The 16416-nt window shown below is 41.8% G+C and carries 14 protein-coding genes and 1 pseudogene; 6 read left to right on the top strand and 9 right to left on the bottom strand.

Features of this window, described 5'->3' with window-relative positions; genetic code table 11:
* Positions 1-5 precede the first annotated feature (5 nt).
* The gene (locus DKZ56_RS09470; protein ID WP_208649768.1) at positions 6-938 is read left to right on the top strand and encodes a DUF1385 domain-containing protein; all 933 of its coding nucleotides are present in this window, start codon (positions 6-8) and stop codon (positions 936-938) included.
* Between the two features lie 98 nt (positions 939-1036).
* Here DKZ56_RS09470 and allB read toward each other — a convergent pair whose 3' ends face one another.
* The 3 genes and pseudogenes from allB to allC all read right to left on the bottom strand — a co-directional run bounded on the left by allB (position 1037) and on the right by allC (position 4867).
* A complete protein-coding gene (gene allB, locus DKZ56_RS09465) occupies positions 1037-2347 on the bottom strand; it encodes an allantoinase AllB (RefSeq protein ID WP_245989400.1) in 1311 nt (436 codons plus the stop codon).
* Positions 2340-3596, bottom strand: coding sequence for a pyridoxal-phosphate-dependent aminotransferase family protein (locus DKZ56_RS09460; RefSeq protein WP_208649766.1), 1257 nt, complete (start codon positions 3594-3596; stop codon positions 2340-2342). The genes allB and DKZ56_RS09460 overlap by 8 nt, the downstream gene beginning before the upstream one ends.
* Positions 3597-3611: 15 nt before the next feature.
* Positions 3612-4867, bottom strand: a pseudogene (allC, locus tag DKZ56_RS09455) (allantoate deiminase).
* Positions 4868-5055: 188 nt separating this feature from the next.
* Here allC and DKZ56_RS09450 point away from each other — a divergent pair.
* From DKZ56_RS09450 to DKZ56_RS09435, 4 genes are all read left to right on the top strand, one after another.
* Positions 5056-6666, top strand: coding sequence for a PucR family transcriptional regulator (locus tag DKZ56_RS09450; RefSeq protein ID WP_208649765.1), 1611 nt, complete (start codon positions 5056-5058; stop codon positions 6664-6666).
* Between the two features lie 143 nt (positions 6667-6809).
* Positions 6810-7310, top strand: a complete 501-nt coding sequence (uraD, locus tag DKZ56_RS09445; RefSeq protein ID WP_208649764.1) for a 2-oxo-4-hydroxy-4-carboxy-5-ureidoimidazoline decarboxylase — start codon at positions 6810-6812, stop codon at positions 7308-7310.
* A gap of 21 nt (positions 7311-7331) precedes the next feature.
* Positions 7332-7688, top strand: coding sequence for a hydroxyisourate hydrolase (uraH, locus tag DKZ56_RS09440; RefSeq protein ID WP_208649763.1), 357 nt, complete (start codon positions 7332-7334; stop codon positions 7686-7688).
* A gap of 119 nt (positions 7689-7807) precedes the next feature.
* A complete protein-coding gene (locus DKZ56_RS09435; RefSeq protein WP_208649762.1) occupies positions 7808-9232 on the top strand; it encodes an NAD(P)-binding domain-containing protein in 1425 nt (474 codons plus the stop codon).
* A gap of 90 nt (positions 9233-9322) precedes the next feature.
* On the opposite strand, the gene DKZ56_RS09430 is transcribed toward DKZ56_RS09435, so the two are convergent.
* From DKZ56_RS09430 to DKZ56_RS09415, 4 genes are all read right to left on the bottom strand, one after another.
* Entirely contained in the window at positions 9323-9853 is a 531-nt protein-coding gene (locus tag DKZ56_RS09430) for a chromate transporter (protein ID WP_208649761.1), read from the bottom strand.
* Positions 9850-10404, bottom strand: coding sequence for a chromate transporter (locus tag DKZ56_RS09425; RefSeq protein ID WP_208649760.1), 555 nt, complete (start codon positions 10402-10404; stop codon positions 9850-9852). The genes DKZ56_RS09430 and DKZ56_RS09425 overlap by 4 nt, the downstream gene beginning before the upstream one ends.
* 49 nt (positions 10405-10453) lie before the next feature.
* On the bottom strand, positions 10454-12085 hold the full coding sequence (gene ggt / locus DKZ56_RS09420) for a gamma-glutamyltransferase (RefSeq protein WP_208649759.1): 1632 nt from the start codon (positions 12083-12085) through the stop codon (positions 10454-10456).
* Between the two features lie 69 nt (positions 12086-12154).
* Positions 12155-13285, bottom strand: a complete 1131-nt coding sequence (locus tag DKZ56_RS09415; RefSeq protein WP_208649758.1) for an amidase — start codon at positions 13283-13285, stop codon at positions 12155-12157.
* Between the two features lie 151 nt (positions 13286-13436).
* Between DKZ56_RS09415 and DKZ56_RS09410 the strand changes: the two genes are divergently transcribed.
* Complete coding sequence (locus tag DKZ56_RS09410; RefSeq protein WP_208649757.1) at positions 13437-13904, top strand: nucleoside deaminase; 468 nt, start codon at positions 13437-13439, stop codon at positions 13902-13904.
* 344 nt (positions 13905-14248) lie between these two features.
* On the opposite strand, the gene DKZ56_RS09405 is transcribed toward DKZ56_RS09410, so the two are convergent.
* On the bottom strand, positions 14249-15412 hold the full coding sequence (locus DKZ56_RS09405) for a BMP family ABC transporter substrate-binding protein (protein ID WP_208649756.1): 1164 nt from the start codon (positions 15410-15412) through the stop codon (positions 14249-14251).
* Between the two features lie 73 nt (positions 15413-15485).
* Positions 15486-16415: an ABC transporter permease gene (locus DKZ56_RS09400; RefSeq protein ID WP_208649755.1), complete on the bottom strand. Its 930-nt coding sequence runs from the start codon at positions 16413-16415 to the stop codon at positions 15486-15488.
* Position 16416 lies beyond the last annotated feature (1 nt).

Raw genomic sequence — 16416 nt, 5'->3', positions numbered from 1 at the left:
CAGCATTGAGCAATCAAACACCTATATATGGAGGACAGGCACTTTTGGAAGGTGTCATGTTTGGGGGAAAAGAACATACCGTTTCTGCCATTCGCCGAAACGATCAATCCATCGAATATTACTATGCGAAAAAAGAAACAAAACCTTGGATGCAGAAGTTGAAAAAAATTCCTTTTATACGAGGCAATATTGCCATCATTGAATCGGCAGGAATTGGTTCAAAACATTTACAATTTGCAAGCGAACGCTATGACGTAGATCCGGGGGAAGAACAAGAAGGCGCAGAGTTATCGAAACTGGAAATGATTTTTGGTGTGGCTATTGTCGGCGTCCTTTCCTTTCTGTTTGGAAAATTTGTCTTTACGCTCGTTCCGGTATTTCTTGCGGAATTATTTTCGCCATGGGTTACTGGAAAATACCCGCAAATCTTTTTAGAAACAGGCTTTAAACTTGTTTTGCTTCTTGTTTATTTATATTTAATCTCATTGACTCCAATTATTCGCCGAGTGTTCCAATACCACGGCGCAGAACATAAAGTGATTAATTGCTACGAAAACGGCCTTGAATTGACCGTTGAAAACGTTCAAAAACAATCCAGATTGCATTACCGTTGCGGCTCCAGCTTTATCTTGTTTACGGTCATCATCGGAATGTTCATTTATTTATTCTTCCCGGTTGACCCATTATGGTTCCGCGTCGTCATTCGCATTTTGCTGATTCCGGTTGTCATCGGCGTTTCTTATGAAGTGCTGCAATTTACCAATTCTTTAAGAGATGTTCCGGTGCTTTGCTATTTAGGCTATCCTGGATTATGGCTTCAATTATTAACGACAAAGGAACCGGAAGACGATATGGTGGAAGTATCCATCGCATCATTTAAAAAGCTTCATGAAATTGAGAAAAATCCAGAAATCATTACAGAGCTTCACCATGACTAAGAAAAAGGCTTAGAAGTTGATTTTTCAGCTTCTAAGCTTTTTTAATAAAAAAAACACAACACCCACTTTTCTAAGTGTGTTGTGTCATCATACAAAAGTTAAATAGGATGCCCACTTTCCTCATAAACACATCGCCCTTTGCAATAGGTTGCAACAATCGTATGGTGAAATGTTTCACCTTCATAAACGGTCGCTTTATGTTTCGCAAAATGATTTTCCTGTGTCACTGTAAACGGCTTTTTTGCCACAATGGTGAAATCCGCATCACACCCGACTTCTAAACGGCCTACCCTTTCATGTTGAAAACGTTTTGCTGGATTAGCACTCAGCCACTTGGCTACATTGACATAGGAAACTTGATGTTGGTCGCATAATGTCAACAAGGCAAGAAGTGTAAATTGTCCACCGTTGATACCTCCCCATGCTTCAAAGAAATTCTGATTCTTTAAGTCTTTCATCCAAGGGGGACATGGGGAATGGTCGGATGCAACCATGTCGATTTGGCCATTCAAGAGACAATCCAACAATTGTTTGCGCTCCTTTTCCGGCCGTAAAGGAGGCGCACATTTTGCTAGTACTCCGCGCTCGTTCAATGCTTCATCATTAAACCATACATAATGGGGGCATGTTTCAACCGTCACATCCATTCCGCGTGATTTTGCCTCTTGAATCAATTCCACTGCTTTAGCGCTAGAAATATGAACAAAATGTAGGGAACATCCTGTCAACTCTGCAAAATAGAGCGCACGATGGACCGCTTCCACTTCAGCTATAATAGGACGCGACTCCGCATAATCTTGAGGCGTTGTTTTTCCTTTCTTCCGTTTTTCCCGCTGCATAAAATCCGTTAATTCATTGCTTTCCGCATGCAATGCTAAAATTTTTCCGAGGCGGGCAATTTCACGCATACCTTCAAGCAATGTTTCCTTTTCCACTGACGGAAAAGGTTCAAAGCCGGAATTGGATAAAAACGCTTTAAATCCAACAACCCCTTCTTTCGCAAGAGCTGCCAACTGCTGGACATTTCCCGGGACAAGGCCTCCCCAAAAGTAAGGAGGAATAATGCTCTTTTCCTTTGCTAGCTCTTTCTTTAAACGAAGGGCTCCAACATCAATAGTCGGGGGATTGCTGTTTAGCGGCATTTCAAAATAACGGGTAATGCCGCCTGCTGCAAGTAAGCGGGAACCAGTCTCAAATCCTTCCCATTCTTCGTTTCCGGGTTCATTGAAATGCACATGCACATCAATTCCGCCCGGGAAAATCAAATTTCCTTGAGCATCGATTGTTTGGACAGCTTCCCCTAAATTTTTGCCAATCGCACAAATGGCCCCATCCTTTACAGCTAAGTCGGCCAAAATAACTTCCTTCTCACAAACAAGTTTTCCGTTTTTCACTAACAAATCAAACATTGGCATTCTCCTTTGCCGCAATCGGGGCTTCATAATAATCAAGGGCTGCCTGCAATCCTTCACCCCGATGTATAGTTGCCCCCGCACGTATTAGACAAGCTTCCAGTGCAGATAATACGGATAATATATTTTCTTTTCGGCAGCTGTAACCCATCGTTCCGATACGCCAAATTTTACCATGTAAAGGCCCGAAAGAAGAAGCGATTTCAACGCCAAACTGCTCAAGCATCATTTGCCGCACCCAATCTCCATCGATTCCAAGAGGTATTTTGACGCAAGTGACCGTCGGAAGTTTATGATGTTCATCGCCAAATATTTCAAGCCCCATCGCTTTCAACCCTGCTATAAGCGCCTTTTCGTGGTATTGGTGGCGGCCGAATCGTTCATATAAACCCTCTTCTAATACAAGTCGAAGCCCTTCCCTCAGTGCGTAAAGCATCGATGTTGCTTCCGTATGATGGTTTAATCTTCTCGGACTCCAATAATCTTGCAGCATGGCCAAATCGAAGTAGTTGCTATGGATACGGTTCTTCTTGTTTCCCAATGCTATATCCTCTGCCGTTGCAATGCCCGCTTCGACTTTTTTTCGGGATAAAATAATTTTTTCGATGCGGTCATTATAAGTAATCGGTGCCATGCCCGATGGAACAGATAAACATTTTTGCGTGCCGCCAATCACTCCATCTAAACACCATTCATCCACCATTACATTGGCCCCTCCAATGGATGCCACCACATCGACAATTAATAGTACATCTAATTCGCGGCATGCAGGCCCCAGTTCATTGAGCGGCTGCATACATCCTGTAGAGGTTTCGCCATGTACAATGGCAACGATTTTCGGCTTTACTTCCTTTACTTTGGCAATGATTTTCTGCTGGTCAAACACTTCGCCCCATGGACATTCCATCGTATATACATCGGCTCCGTAACGTTCACAAATTTCAACAAGCAAATGGCCGAACCGTCCAAAAATGGGAATAAGCACTTTATCCCCTGGTTCTATGACGCTGCAAAGCAAGGCTTCAATGCCGGAACGGGAAGAACCATCAATGGGGAATGCCCAATGATTTTTCGTTTGGAACAATTCCCTCAGCATTTCCATCACTTCATTCATAATATCTGTAAAACAAGGATCAAATTGCCCTAAAATAGGGGTGCTCATTGCCTGCAAAACACGAGGGTCCACCTCCACCGGCCCAGGCGTCATAATAGTGCGTTTTGGGACTTGCAAAGGTTTCATTTTCATGGATTACACGCCCTTTCAATATGCTAAATAGTATAAAATGTCCTGCAATAAACGGACCCCATTCTCTAGTTCCTTCGCTTCAGTAAATTCCAATGGCGAATGGCTGATTCCGTTGCGGCTAGGAACAAAAAGAAGAGTTGTGGGGACATGCTTGGCAAATACTTGGGAATCATGCCCTGCCCCGCTTACCATTTCAATGGCCTTCAACTTGCGTTTCTTCGCCAGCTGCATTGCCACTTTTTGCATTTTTTTATCCAACGGCACCGGTTCATCCATAGCAAAAAGTTCCGTTTGATGGGTGACGTTCCATTTTTTATCGATATCCTTCAAAATACGGTGCATTTCCTTTACAAATTGATCGATGACTGTCTGGTCATGATGGCGTATATCAATCGTAAAACATACCTCTCCTGCAATGGCATTGGAAACATTTGGTTTAGCCTTTATCATGCCGACCGTTGCCCGCAAATCCGGAGCATATTTTTCACTCGCCAAAGAAGTCAACCTCGTAATGGCATTGGCGGCGCTTACCATTGCATCGCTTCTGCCAGCCATCTCCGTAGTGCCCGCATGATTCGTCTGGCCAAAAAAGGTAATCATGTAGCGCTGCTGCCCAACGATATGCGTCACGATGCCAACTTGTTGTTTTTTTTTTCCAATATCGGACCTTGCTCAATATGTACCTCCACAAAATGGACGATATCAGAACGTTTCAAGGATTGATAATTTTCTAAAGGAAAACCGGCTTCTCTCATTGCATCTTGAAATAAAATATCATCTGCATCCCTTACGCCTTCAATATCCGACAAATCATATTCCCCCACAATATTTTTAGACCCCCAAAAAGTCAGCGGAAAACGGCTGCCTTCTTCTTCGCAAAGGGAAACTACTTCCAACGTTTTTTTGGGAGGCCCATAGGTGGAAAGGAGCCTTTGCACTGCCAACAAGCTTGCTAACACTCCGTATGCCCCGTCATATTTTCCTCCTTGCACAACCGTATCAATATGCGAACCGGTTAAAATTACTTCATTCGGTTTTTCAGTGCCTGTGATTCGCCCAAACAAATTTCCTACAGAATCACAATAAGCGGTCAATCCAGCAAGGGCCATTTTTTGCTGCAAGGCTTGCTGCGCCTTTTGCCACACATTGCTATATAGTAAACGGGTAACGCCGCCTTCTTCGGTTTTCCCAAATTGAGCTAACCACTCAATCAATGATTCGATGGTCCATTCATGTTCTAAGTGGATGGAAGAAAGTTGTTCATGTATCATGTTTTTTCCACCTTTCATGGTTGATTAGCTCAAATTTTAAAGAATGATTTCACCATCATCACTGGTAGAACTGCTAAAAAAGCATAAATTTTTAGATAATTTGCACAATCACTCTTGGCGAATCTTCTTTTCTATGTTAGATTTTCTTACATAAGTATTTTTTTAGTTGAATGAAGGAGCGTGATGCCATGGACATTGCCCAATTATTAAATCAAAAAGAATTACAGCCTATTAAGATTGTTGCCGGCAAAAGGGCGAAACATCGACAAATCCGCACCATCACCATGATGGATGCTCCAGATATAATCCCATATTTAAATCCAGACCAATTTATCATTACGACTGCCTACCATTTAAAAAATAACTTAGCTTATTTTAAAGAATTGATTATCGAAATGGCGAAAAAGGAATGTGCGGGTATCGGCATTAAAAAAAATCGGTTTCTTTACGAATTTCCGAAAGATATTTTGGAACTGGCAGATGAGCTGGAAGTGCCTTTTATTGAATTGCCGGAACATTTATCCCTCGGTGAGATTAACTTGATTGTCACTCAGTTTATTTTGCATAGCGAGGCTGCCTTATTGACCTATGCAATGAATGCCCATCGCCAATTTACGGATATTATTTTTAAAGGGCAAGGAATCAACCAGTTAGTGAAACATTTGTCCTCCCTCATCAAACGGGAAGTCTACTTAATCAATTCGTATTTGCGCCCCTACCACTCATCTCAACAATACATTCAAGCCTTAGCATCCATCCAAAAAATGATGGAGCACCATTTCGAAATCCCGATTTTTTCAACTTCTTCTTGGCACTTTTCATTGCTAGACAATCGGAGTACCTACTCTTTTTTCCCCATCAACATTAATTCTGGAAAGCATTTTTTATTGATTGAAGGCATGGTTGAACCAAACGATACACAGCTGCGTTTATTAATTGAACAGGCTATTAATGTACTGTCTTTTGCCATCTTGCAGGAAAAAGCCTTGCAGCAGCAAAAGCGAAAAATCCGCAATCAGCAATTTTCAGACTTGCTGGAGATTCCGCAAATCACCAATGATACGATTAAAAGCAAAGCGGAAGAACTTCATATTCCGTTACTTCAGGCGTATGTCTGCATCGTTGGGCGGCTAAGACATATCGGCAACTTGCATCCTTATCAAATGCAGCAATTGCTGGACCAAATTCATAGTTTTTGCGAGGAATCGCTGCAAAGCCCTTGGATTCATATGCACATTTTTACAGTGAAAAACGACCTTGTCTTTTTATATGAACTGCAATATCCCGAAATGGATTTTAAATTATTCATCACTGAGTTATTTAAAGAACTTTCCATGTCCATTAAGCAATATTTCCACCAAACAATATCATTTGGAGCCAGCAATATGATTCCAAACTTTTTCGACATCCACCGGGCTATGAAAGAAGCCCAAAGTGCCGTACATTTTATCAGCCCTCAATCCCCGCTTATATCCTTCTATACCATTAAAGAAATAGACGAGCTGCTTCAAATGATTCCAGAAAATGATTTAAGGAACTACCAACAAATGATTTTTAAACCATTGCTTGCTTTGCCGATGGAAGAACAGCAAATCTTATTTGAAACGTTGTATGAGTATTTAGAAAATCATTGCCAAATTTCTGAGACAGCGAAAAAGCTTTTTGTCCATCGCAATACGGTGATTTACCGGTTGGAAAAATGTAGCGCACTTCTCCAAAAAGATTTGAAAGATCCGGAAGTAACCATCCAACTTCGCCTAGCTTTGCGCATCCGCAATCATCTCATTTTAGAGCAATAGTTTAGTTACCCTATCCAAACAGGGCAAAACCATTCGTTATTTTCTCCAAAGACATAGATGAAATTCTTATTTATTTTTGATAAAAGATGACATAAAAGTTGAGTCGTCTTAGTTTTTACAGTTTATATTGGGAGGTTGTTGAAATGGCCACATTACAAGACATTAATCAATTCACGGAAGAACAATTTGTAGAAGTATTTGGTGGAATCTTTGAAGATTCTCCATGGATTGCGGAAAAAGCGGCTCAATTAAGGCCTTTTCCATCCATGGAGAGCGCTTTTGAAGCAATGCGCAATATTGTGGAAAAGGCTAGTGAAGAAGAAAAAGAGAAGTTAATTTTAAAACATCCAGAGCTTGCTAGCCGCATCTCCATGAGCAATTATTCCCAAAAGGAGCAAGCTTCTGCCGGCCTTCATTCGCTCACTTCTGAAGAATTCGAAACGATGACGAAACTAAACAAACAATATAAAGAAAAATTCCAGTTTCCTTTTATCATTTTCGTTGCGGGTCTTGATAAACAGTCTATTATGAAAGCTATGGAATCGAGGCTTCAAAACAACAAAACTGTCGAATTCCACACAGCCCTAAATGAAATCTATAAAATTGCACGGAACCGTTTTAACCAGATTGCTGCATCAGATTAAAAAAGAAAGGATGAATTTTGGATGCCTTCACTTTCTACCCATGTATTGGATTTAGTTCATGGTAAACCTGCGCAAAATGTAAAAATTGAGCTTTATTGCAGAACGGAAGAAAAAGAATGGAAGCTTGTCAAAACCGTCACAACCAATGCGGACGGGCGCACCGATGAAAAACTGATCGCAGAGGATGATTGGCAGCCTACTACTTATCAACTAGTCTTTTATATTGCCGACTATTTTCAATCTTTGCAGACTCCCCTTGCTAATCCCCCTTTCCTAACTACTGTTCCAGTGCAATTTACGATGGAAGAATGCGGCGGCCATTACCACGTCCCACTGCTCGTTTCTCCATGGGGTTATCAAGTTTACCGCGGCAGTTAGCACCCTTTGTTAAACCTCTACAATACTTGCAACATTATTAGTCATATTATCTAAATGTTTTTCTGAAAATTCGTGATAATATGCAATTTAAACAATTCTGCATAAAGGAGATGTAGCCAATGAGTTTACTACAGCTAAATAAACAAGTACTGTCCGATTTATCCTCCATTTCACTCAGCAAAAAAGAATGGGTAAAGCCAAAATTGACTAAGGAAGGGCATGTTTACGATGTGGTCATTGTGGGCGGGGGTCAAAGCGGGTTAGGAACTGCTTTCGGTTTAATGCGGGAGCGGATTACGAATTTCCTTGTCATCGATGAAAATCCGGAAGGCTTTGAAGGCCCTTGGATTACTTACGCCCGCATGTATACACTCCGCACCCCAAAAGAACTTCCTTCCATTGACTTAGGAGTGCCCTCTCTAACGTTCAAATCATGGTATATCGCAAAAAATGGTGCCGAAGCTTGGGAGAAGCTTGATAAAATTCCCCGCACCGATTGGATGGAGTATTTAAAATGGTATAGAAACGTGCTGAAGATTCCCGTAAAAAATGAAGTGAAACTGGACCTTATTGAACCGACTGATGAAGGATACCATAAACTCCATGTTATCGAAAAAGGTGAACAAAAGGTTATACTCGCAAGAAAAGTGGTATTGGCCACAGGCATACAAGGCGGTGGAGAATGGCATGTGCCAGCATTTATCAAAGAATTGCCAAAACATTTATATGCCCACACGTCTGAACAAATCGATTTTCAGCAGTTGAAAGGAAAACGGATTGGAATTTTAGGCGGCGGTGCGTCAGCCTTTGACAATGCCAACTATGCTCTATTGCATGGGGCGAAAGCAGCGCATGTGTTTATTCGCCGCAAACAAATGCAAAGAATCAATCCGATTCGCCACCTGGAACATTCAGGCATCATCGAACGCTTCCATACATTATCCGATATTGAAAAATACGCTGTCATCTCCCATTTCTTTAAATACAATCAACCTCCGACGAATGATACTTTCCAGCGTGCGGCAAGCTTCCCTGGTTTTGCACTCTTTACAGATTCCCCATGGCTTTCCGTTGAACCGACAATAAATGGCGTTAAAGTCGTAACCCCTCACGATGAATACGAATACGATTTTTTAATTATTAGCACCGGTCTTATTTCAGATCCAAGTTTACGCCCTGAACTGCGCCTGATTCACAAGTCAATTGCCACATGGGGAGATGTCATCAAGGCCCCTGATGAAATCCGCAATCCATTAGTCGACCGCCATCCTTATTTAACTCCAGAATTCGAATTTGTCCCTTTGGATAAAGATGGCCAAAACCGAGTGCGCGGCATTTTCGCCTTCAACTATTCGGCATTAGTGAGCTGCGGCCTTTCTGCTTCCGCTTTATCCGGCATCCGTTTTGCCATTCCAAAACTAGTGAAAGGCATTGCAGATGAATTGTTTGTAGAAGACAAAGCATTTATTTTAAAAGAATTCTATGAATATCAAGAGGAAGAATTTATAGCAGATTTACCATCCTCCTCCACTCCCGTTGCCTAGTAAAAAAACCGATCTGAAAAAAGCAGATCGGTTTTTCTCATGTTCTATGAACTTTTCCTACAAAAAAGGAGAATCCTTAAAGACTCCCCTTTAACTTAAAAACAATCCTCCCGCAACAAGTCCGATTCCAATCACTACAGCCGGATGCACCTTCCATTTTTCCAAAGCAAAATAGGCAATAAAAGCAATGAAAATAGTTGGCAGCCAGTTAATCAACTCAACGGAAGTTTGAAAGAAATCAAATGTCAATTCCGCCATTAAAATGGCAATGGCAGGCAAAACAAAAGTCGACAAACGTTTGACACGCGGCGAATTGCGATTTCGATACAAAAGTCCAAGCAATAAGAGCATTAAAATTAAGGAAGGGCCTACTGTTGCAAACAGCGCAATGATTGCTCCTAAAACGCCTCCCTGCTCATATCCGATATAGGCCGCCATTTTTGTTGCGATGGGGCCAGGAAGCGCATTGCCAAGAGCCAATGCATCCGAAAACTCTTCTGTCGTCATCCAGCGATAGCGATCCACTACTTCATGTTCAATCAGTGGAATCGCTGCTGGTCCGCCCCCATAACCGATAATATTGGGGATGAAAAAGGCCAAAAATATTTGTATATAAATCATGCTTCATCCCCCTTTTTCAACGGTAATAACAGGGCTAGACCAAGCAGTAGGGCAATGATTATGCCCGGATTGATATGGAACAGCCAAATCCCCGCAAATGAAGCTAAAAAAATCAACATCCCTTTTTTCCATCCGAGGGCATTTTTCCCCTTTTTTATAAATTCCCATGTTAAAACAAACATCATAACCCCCACAATTGGTACAACGCCATTTGTCATGCCTTGAATAAAGGGCAAATCACTATATTCATGAAGCACCGTTAAAAATAAAATCAGAACGACCGCTGTAGGAAGGATGGTGGCAATTAATGCATTCAGCAATCCTAACATCCCTCCGACCCGATAGCCGATATAGCCGGCCATTTTAGTAGCAATTGGACCAGGCAGCGTATTTCCTATGGCCAAACAGTCGCTGAATTCTTCATCGTTCATAAATTCAAAGGTTTCCACTACTTCTTTATGCATAAGTGGAATGGAAGATGGACCGCCGCCAAACCCTAATATTCCAGAACGAAAAAATGCAATAAAAATTTCCTTTTGCCTTTTCCACATATTCTCACCCCTATAGAAAAGGCCGCTCTCCTTCGAGCAGCCTTGTATTTTAATAACCGATTGCAGCCCCATCTCCACGAGGATCAGCACCGCCAAATTTTACATTTGTTTCTTGGTCAATCCAAATTGCCCCGGCATGCCCCATCGTATCTGTGAAGTCTGGAAGTACCTCAATTTCATGTCCCCACTCTCGAAGCTTAGATTGAACCGTTGGAGGAATGCGTCCTTCCAGTTTTAATGTATTTGATGAGGCTCCCCATGTGCGACCGTATAGAAAACGAGGGGCTTCAATAGCTTCCTGCACGTTCATTCCATAATCAATAATGCGGGTTACAAGCATCGCCTGTGTTTGCGGCTGCCCTTCCCCACCCATCGTTCCGTATACAAGAACGGGACGGCCATTTTTTAAGAGCATGGCAGGATTCAACGTATGCAATGTACGTTTTCTCGGCGCTAAACAATTGACATGATTTTCATCCAATGAGAAAAAGCTGCCCCGATTTTGTAAAACCACGCCAGTGCCCCGAGGAATAATGGCTGAGCCAAATTCATGATAAATGCTTTGTATGCAGGAAACCGCATTCCCTTCTCTATCCACAACGCCAAACCATACCGTATCGCCCTTTGCATCAAGGGGCTGCAACTTTCTTGCCTGAAGGTTTTGTTTTAATTGATTCGCCAGCTCTTTGCCATGTTCCGGGCTTAATAAATCATCGAGAGGAATTTCGACAAATTCCGGGTCTGTTAAATATTGGTCCCGATCCATAAAGGCAAGTTTCACCGCTTCCACTAAGATGTGATAATATTCCGGCGAACCTTCTTCAATTTCTTGAAGATTTAGATGGTTTAATATATTTAAAATGGACAGGCTCGCAAATCCTTGGGTATTCGGCGGCAAATTATACGCCTTATATCCGCGGTAATCAACGGAAAGCGGTTCGACCCAGTCGCTTTTATGAGCTTTAAAATCATCGATTGTTAAGATGCCTCCCAACCGTTCCAAATCTTTCACGATTTTTTCGGCAATCTCGCCTTCATAAAAACTTTTTGCTCCATTTTCAGCAATATAGACCAACGTATCCGCTAAATCCGGCTGTTTGAAAATGGAACCGACTTTCGGGACTTTTCCGTTGTGCAAAAAGATGCGGGCAAACTCATCAAAACGATGTAAACCACGAAACTCTGCATCTTCTTCTAAATTCACAGTTGTCCAATAATGTTGGCTTTCTGTAACGGGATAGCCGTCCCTCGCATAACCAATCGCCGGCTCCAGCAACTCTTGCCAAGTCAATCCATTACCCATTTCCTTTTCCGCATACAGGTGCACTTCTCCCCACCCGGCTACCGCTCCTGGAACGGTATTGGCAGAAAGGGCTCCACGGGCTGGAATTTTATCGAAACCTTGTTGTTTATAAAAATCAATGGTCGCCTTTTCCCCGGCACGGCCGCTGCTGTTTAATGCTTTGACTTCCTTAGTTTTCGCATTATAAATCAACCAAAAATTATCCCCGCCAATGCTGTTCATATGCGGATAGACGACGGCAAGAACCGAAGCGGCCGCAATCGTTGCTTCGACTGCATTTCCCCCATTATGTAAAACTTTTAATGCTGCTTGTGAAGCTAAATAATGAGGGGTTGTCACCATACCATTAACCCCCATTGTTGTTGCACGATACTGCATTTCATTTCCCCCTTCATCCTATTTAAACCCTTTGTGTCATGATAAATTCTTGACTAATCATCTTACCTGCTAGCTTCCAAAATATTGATCTACAAAATGAAGCAAAGCACGGTCCCGTCCCCTTGTCGCGATAAAGGATAATCCTAGCGCTAATCCATCTGCCCGCATAATAGGAACGGTCACTTGCGGAAAACCGCTCAACCCTGCAATGCAGGTAAGCTGCATCGTTTTGGTACGAACGTCTTCCACTTCTTCAGATGTTGCCTTTTTCTTAGGAGCTATGGAAGGAGTTGTTGGAATGACAAGCAAGCCCTTCTCTCCTATTTGTTTTTGCAAATACTCTTGAATAGCCAATTGCTTTAACTTCAACTCATCATACATACCTGCATCCAGTGTACTTGCCCATTGAAAACGTTTTTCTATGGACGGTGCAAAAGTTGGTTTTACAGAACGAATCCATTCCCCATGGACTTTCCAAATTTCAATTCCTTGTATTGTTCGAAATAAGGTCGCCCACTCTTCCAATGGCCCTGTTATTTCCTTAGTTTCAACCTCTAATTTGTTTATTGCCGCCTCTAAATAATGCCGGTCCTCTGGCTGCAAAAAATTCCAACCTTGCAGATCAATGGTGATGTTTGTAAACTCAATGATTTCATCATGCAACAAAACATCTCCCACTTCTTTCAATATGCGGCTCGATTTGGACATCCAGCCGACCGTATCAAAACTTGGGGCAAGGGGTATGACACCTTTCATCGAAATAGCATTATGGGTTGGTCGGATGCCATATAGACCACAGTAGCTGGACGGTACACGAACAGAACCGCCAGTATCTGTGCCAAGGGTAAAATCCCTCTCCGCCGCCGCACTGGCAGAACCGCTCGATGATCCCCCTGGAATATGGTCCGGATGAAGCAGATTTGGCGGCGTGCCATAATGAATGTTTTCACCATTTAAGCTATACATCAGCTCATCTGTATGGGTCAGCCCTTTTAAAGTTGCTCCATTCAAGAGCAGGTGCTCGATTACCGGCGCCGTGAATGTATTCGCCTCATGAGTAACCAGCCAATCTGGATTTCCTGCGCTGTTTTTTTCTCCTTCCACGGCAAATACATCCTTCACCGCAAAGGTATATCCTGACAATCGCCCTTCTTTTAAAGGGGCCATTTCCACTTTTTCATTCCTATAAATCTCGTTCATGTACAACTCCTCCTATATTTGCACCTATTGTAAATAATTTTCATACAAATTGCATCGGTGCAATTGTCAAATGTGCCCAATATTTTTAGTCAGTTTAACTATATTTCAAAAAAATTCAGAATGTTACATTAAGAGAAAAGGAGGGATTTCGATGGAAAAAAAGTTGATGAGCCAAGCGGTGGAAATGGCTTTACAAAGCGCACAATCGAAAAATGGAGGACCCTTTGGAGCCATTATTGTGAAAGATGGAAAAATCGTAGGGGTTGGAAAAAATTCTGTAACAACGAAGAATGACCCGACTGCCCATGCGGAAATTATGGCGATTCGCGATGCTTGTAAAAATTTAAATACATTCCAATTAGATCATTGCGAGATTTACACTTCCTGTGAACCATGCCCTATGTGTTTAGGCGCGATTTATTGGGCAAGAATTGAAAAAATTTATTATGCAGCGACCCAACACGATGCAGCTCAAATTGGATTCGATGATCATTTCATATATGAAGAATTAGCAAAAGATAAATCCCAACGTTTTATCGAAATGAAACAAGTTCAACCAGAAGGCTATTTAAAACCCTTTGAATATTGGGAACGAGCAGATGAAAAAATTCCATATTAAATTTCGTTTAATGAGGTTGGGATAAAATCTATCCTTCCAACGAAAACCTCCCATGAAATTGCAATAAACTATTTCATGGGAGGTTTTTCATTTTCAATAAAGACCTCTTCTGTTATTCCAACAAACAACAGATAGAACCTTAAAAAAGAAAAGGAAAAATGGCAGTTATCTCAATATTTATAAAGTAGGCGCTGTATTTGTTTATTTCACCCTTTTAAAAAATTTTAATATTAACTATAACTATATCAATCTTCAAACTAAAGAAAAAAATTCCCCGTAAAAATTAGATAAGCATCTAACTTTTACAGGGTATCTTATTTTTGGAAGCCCAAATTTCGAAAACGTTAATTTTTCGGAATGCTGCCTTTTACGCCTTCTACAAGCCAATCCATGGATAAAATTTGCTCATCTGTTAAAGATTCGCCTTCCGCTACACGAAGTTGTCCAGTGTTGTCATAAAGTGGGCCTTTGAAAATTACAGTTTCGCCAGACATGATGGATTTTCTGACTTCTTCCACTTTTTGTTTTACTTTATCCGGAACATTTTTGCCGAATGGGGCAATATTGGCCATTCCTTCTTTCAATCCGCCCAAATAAGACTCAGATTTCCATCTACCATCAATCCAGCTTTGAACGGTTTGAACATAGTAGTCGCCCCAGTTAATTATCGGGTTTGTAATATATGTTTCAGGTGCATAAGCACTCATATCCGCATCGTTGCCCATTCCCCAAACATTGCGTTCAGCCGCTGCTTGGATGCCTGTTGGAGAATCTTGATAGTTTGCTAGTACATCAATGCCTTGATCAAGCAAAGTTTCAGCTGCTTGTTTTTCAGCTGTTGGGTCGAACCAAGTGTTGCTCCACACTACGGATACTTCAACATCAGGATTTACTGCTTTTGCTGCTAATGTAAAGGCGTTGATGGAATAAATGACTTCTGGAATTGGGAATGCCCCAACATATCCAATTTTTCCGTTTTTCGCCAGCAAACCAGCTGCGGTACCCGCTAAATAGCTGGACTCCCAGCCTTTCACTTGATATGTGCCAACGTTTTCAGCTTTTTTATAGCCTGTTGCATGAAGGAATGTTACATTCGGATATTTTTTAGCCACATTGATGACATAATCCATGTAACCATAGCTTGTCGCAAAAATAATATCATGATCTTGCGCTAATTCTTCGAGGACGCGCTCGGCATCCGGACCTTCTGGCACATTTTCAACTGTTGTCGATTTGATGCCAAAAGTTTTATCAACGAGTTCCCGTCCTTCATCATGGGTTTTCGTCCAACCGCCATCAGAAGGTACGCCAATATAGACGAAGGCCACTCTAGGCATTTTTTTCTCTTTGGAATCATCTGATGAATTTTCTGCTGCCGTATTTTCTTCCTTCTCCTTTGTCCCTTCGCTGCTATCTGAACCTTGTGAGCAAGCAGTTAATGCAAAAAGCAAAACAAGCATGAAAGTAGCAAATAAGAATTGGCTAATCCATTTTTTTCTGAATTCCATTTCATTTTCCTCCATTTCCTGCAATTTTCCATTTTTAAAAAAAGCATCTTCTCCTTCACACCACCACCTTTAATTAAAAGCGTTGTTCACGAAAATAAGGAATGCCTAAAGATTTTGGCTCGATTGAAGGTTTATGGCGATTTTTCCATCCAATAAACATCAGCACTAGAATGGTTGCAATATATGGAATCATCTTCAAGAAATAGGATGGCACCGCAATCTCCACCAGCTGCAAACGGAAGCCGAGGGAATCTAAACCGCCAAAGAAATAAGAACCAAAAATTGCAAATAATGGATTCCAACGAGCGAAAATGATTAAAGCAATGGCAATCCATCCTCTTCCTGCCGTCATCCCTTCAATCCAGCTAGGGGAATACACCATCACTAAATAACAGCCGGCCAACCCCATGAGCATGGAACCTGCAATCACATGAAAATAGCGGATACCTACAACCGAAATCCCCATCGCATCCGATGTGGATGGGTTATCGCCTACTGCTTTCAGATGGAGCCCCCAAGAGGTTTTAAACATATAAACATATAAGAAAATGGCAAGTAAAATACTTGACAATATAAATAGATTGAACTGTTGAAACATGACGCCAATGAATGGAATGGCGCTCAAACCTGGTATATCAAAAGAGGGGATCTTTGCAGAAATCGGCAATCCTGCCACCGGTTTTCCTAAATATGCGCTAAAACCCGTTCCAAAGAGCGTCATGGCAAGCCCTGTCACCGTTTGATTCGTCCTGAGAGTAACGCAAAGTATCGCATGAACAAGTCCTAATATGCCTGCTACAATCAACGTGACGAAAACCGCAAACAAAATACTTTCTGTCCGAATATAAGTGGTTGCTGAAATCACAGCCCCCATCAACATAATTCCTTCCGTGCCTAAATTGGTGACGCCCGCTTTTTCATTTAAAATGCCGCCCAGTACGGCAAATAAAAGCGTTGTCCCTCCGGAAATAGCTGCTACAAGTATCAGTGGAATGACGTCCATA

It is taken from the genome of Ureibacillus thermophilus, from assembly GCF_004331915.1.
GTDB classification, from domain to species: domain Bacteria; phylum Bacillota; class Bacilli; order Bacillales_A; family Planococcaceae; genus Ureibacillus; species Ureibacillus thermophilus.
This window is presented reverse-complemented; position numbering and strand designations above follow the sequence as displayed.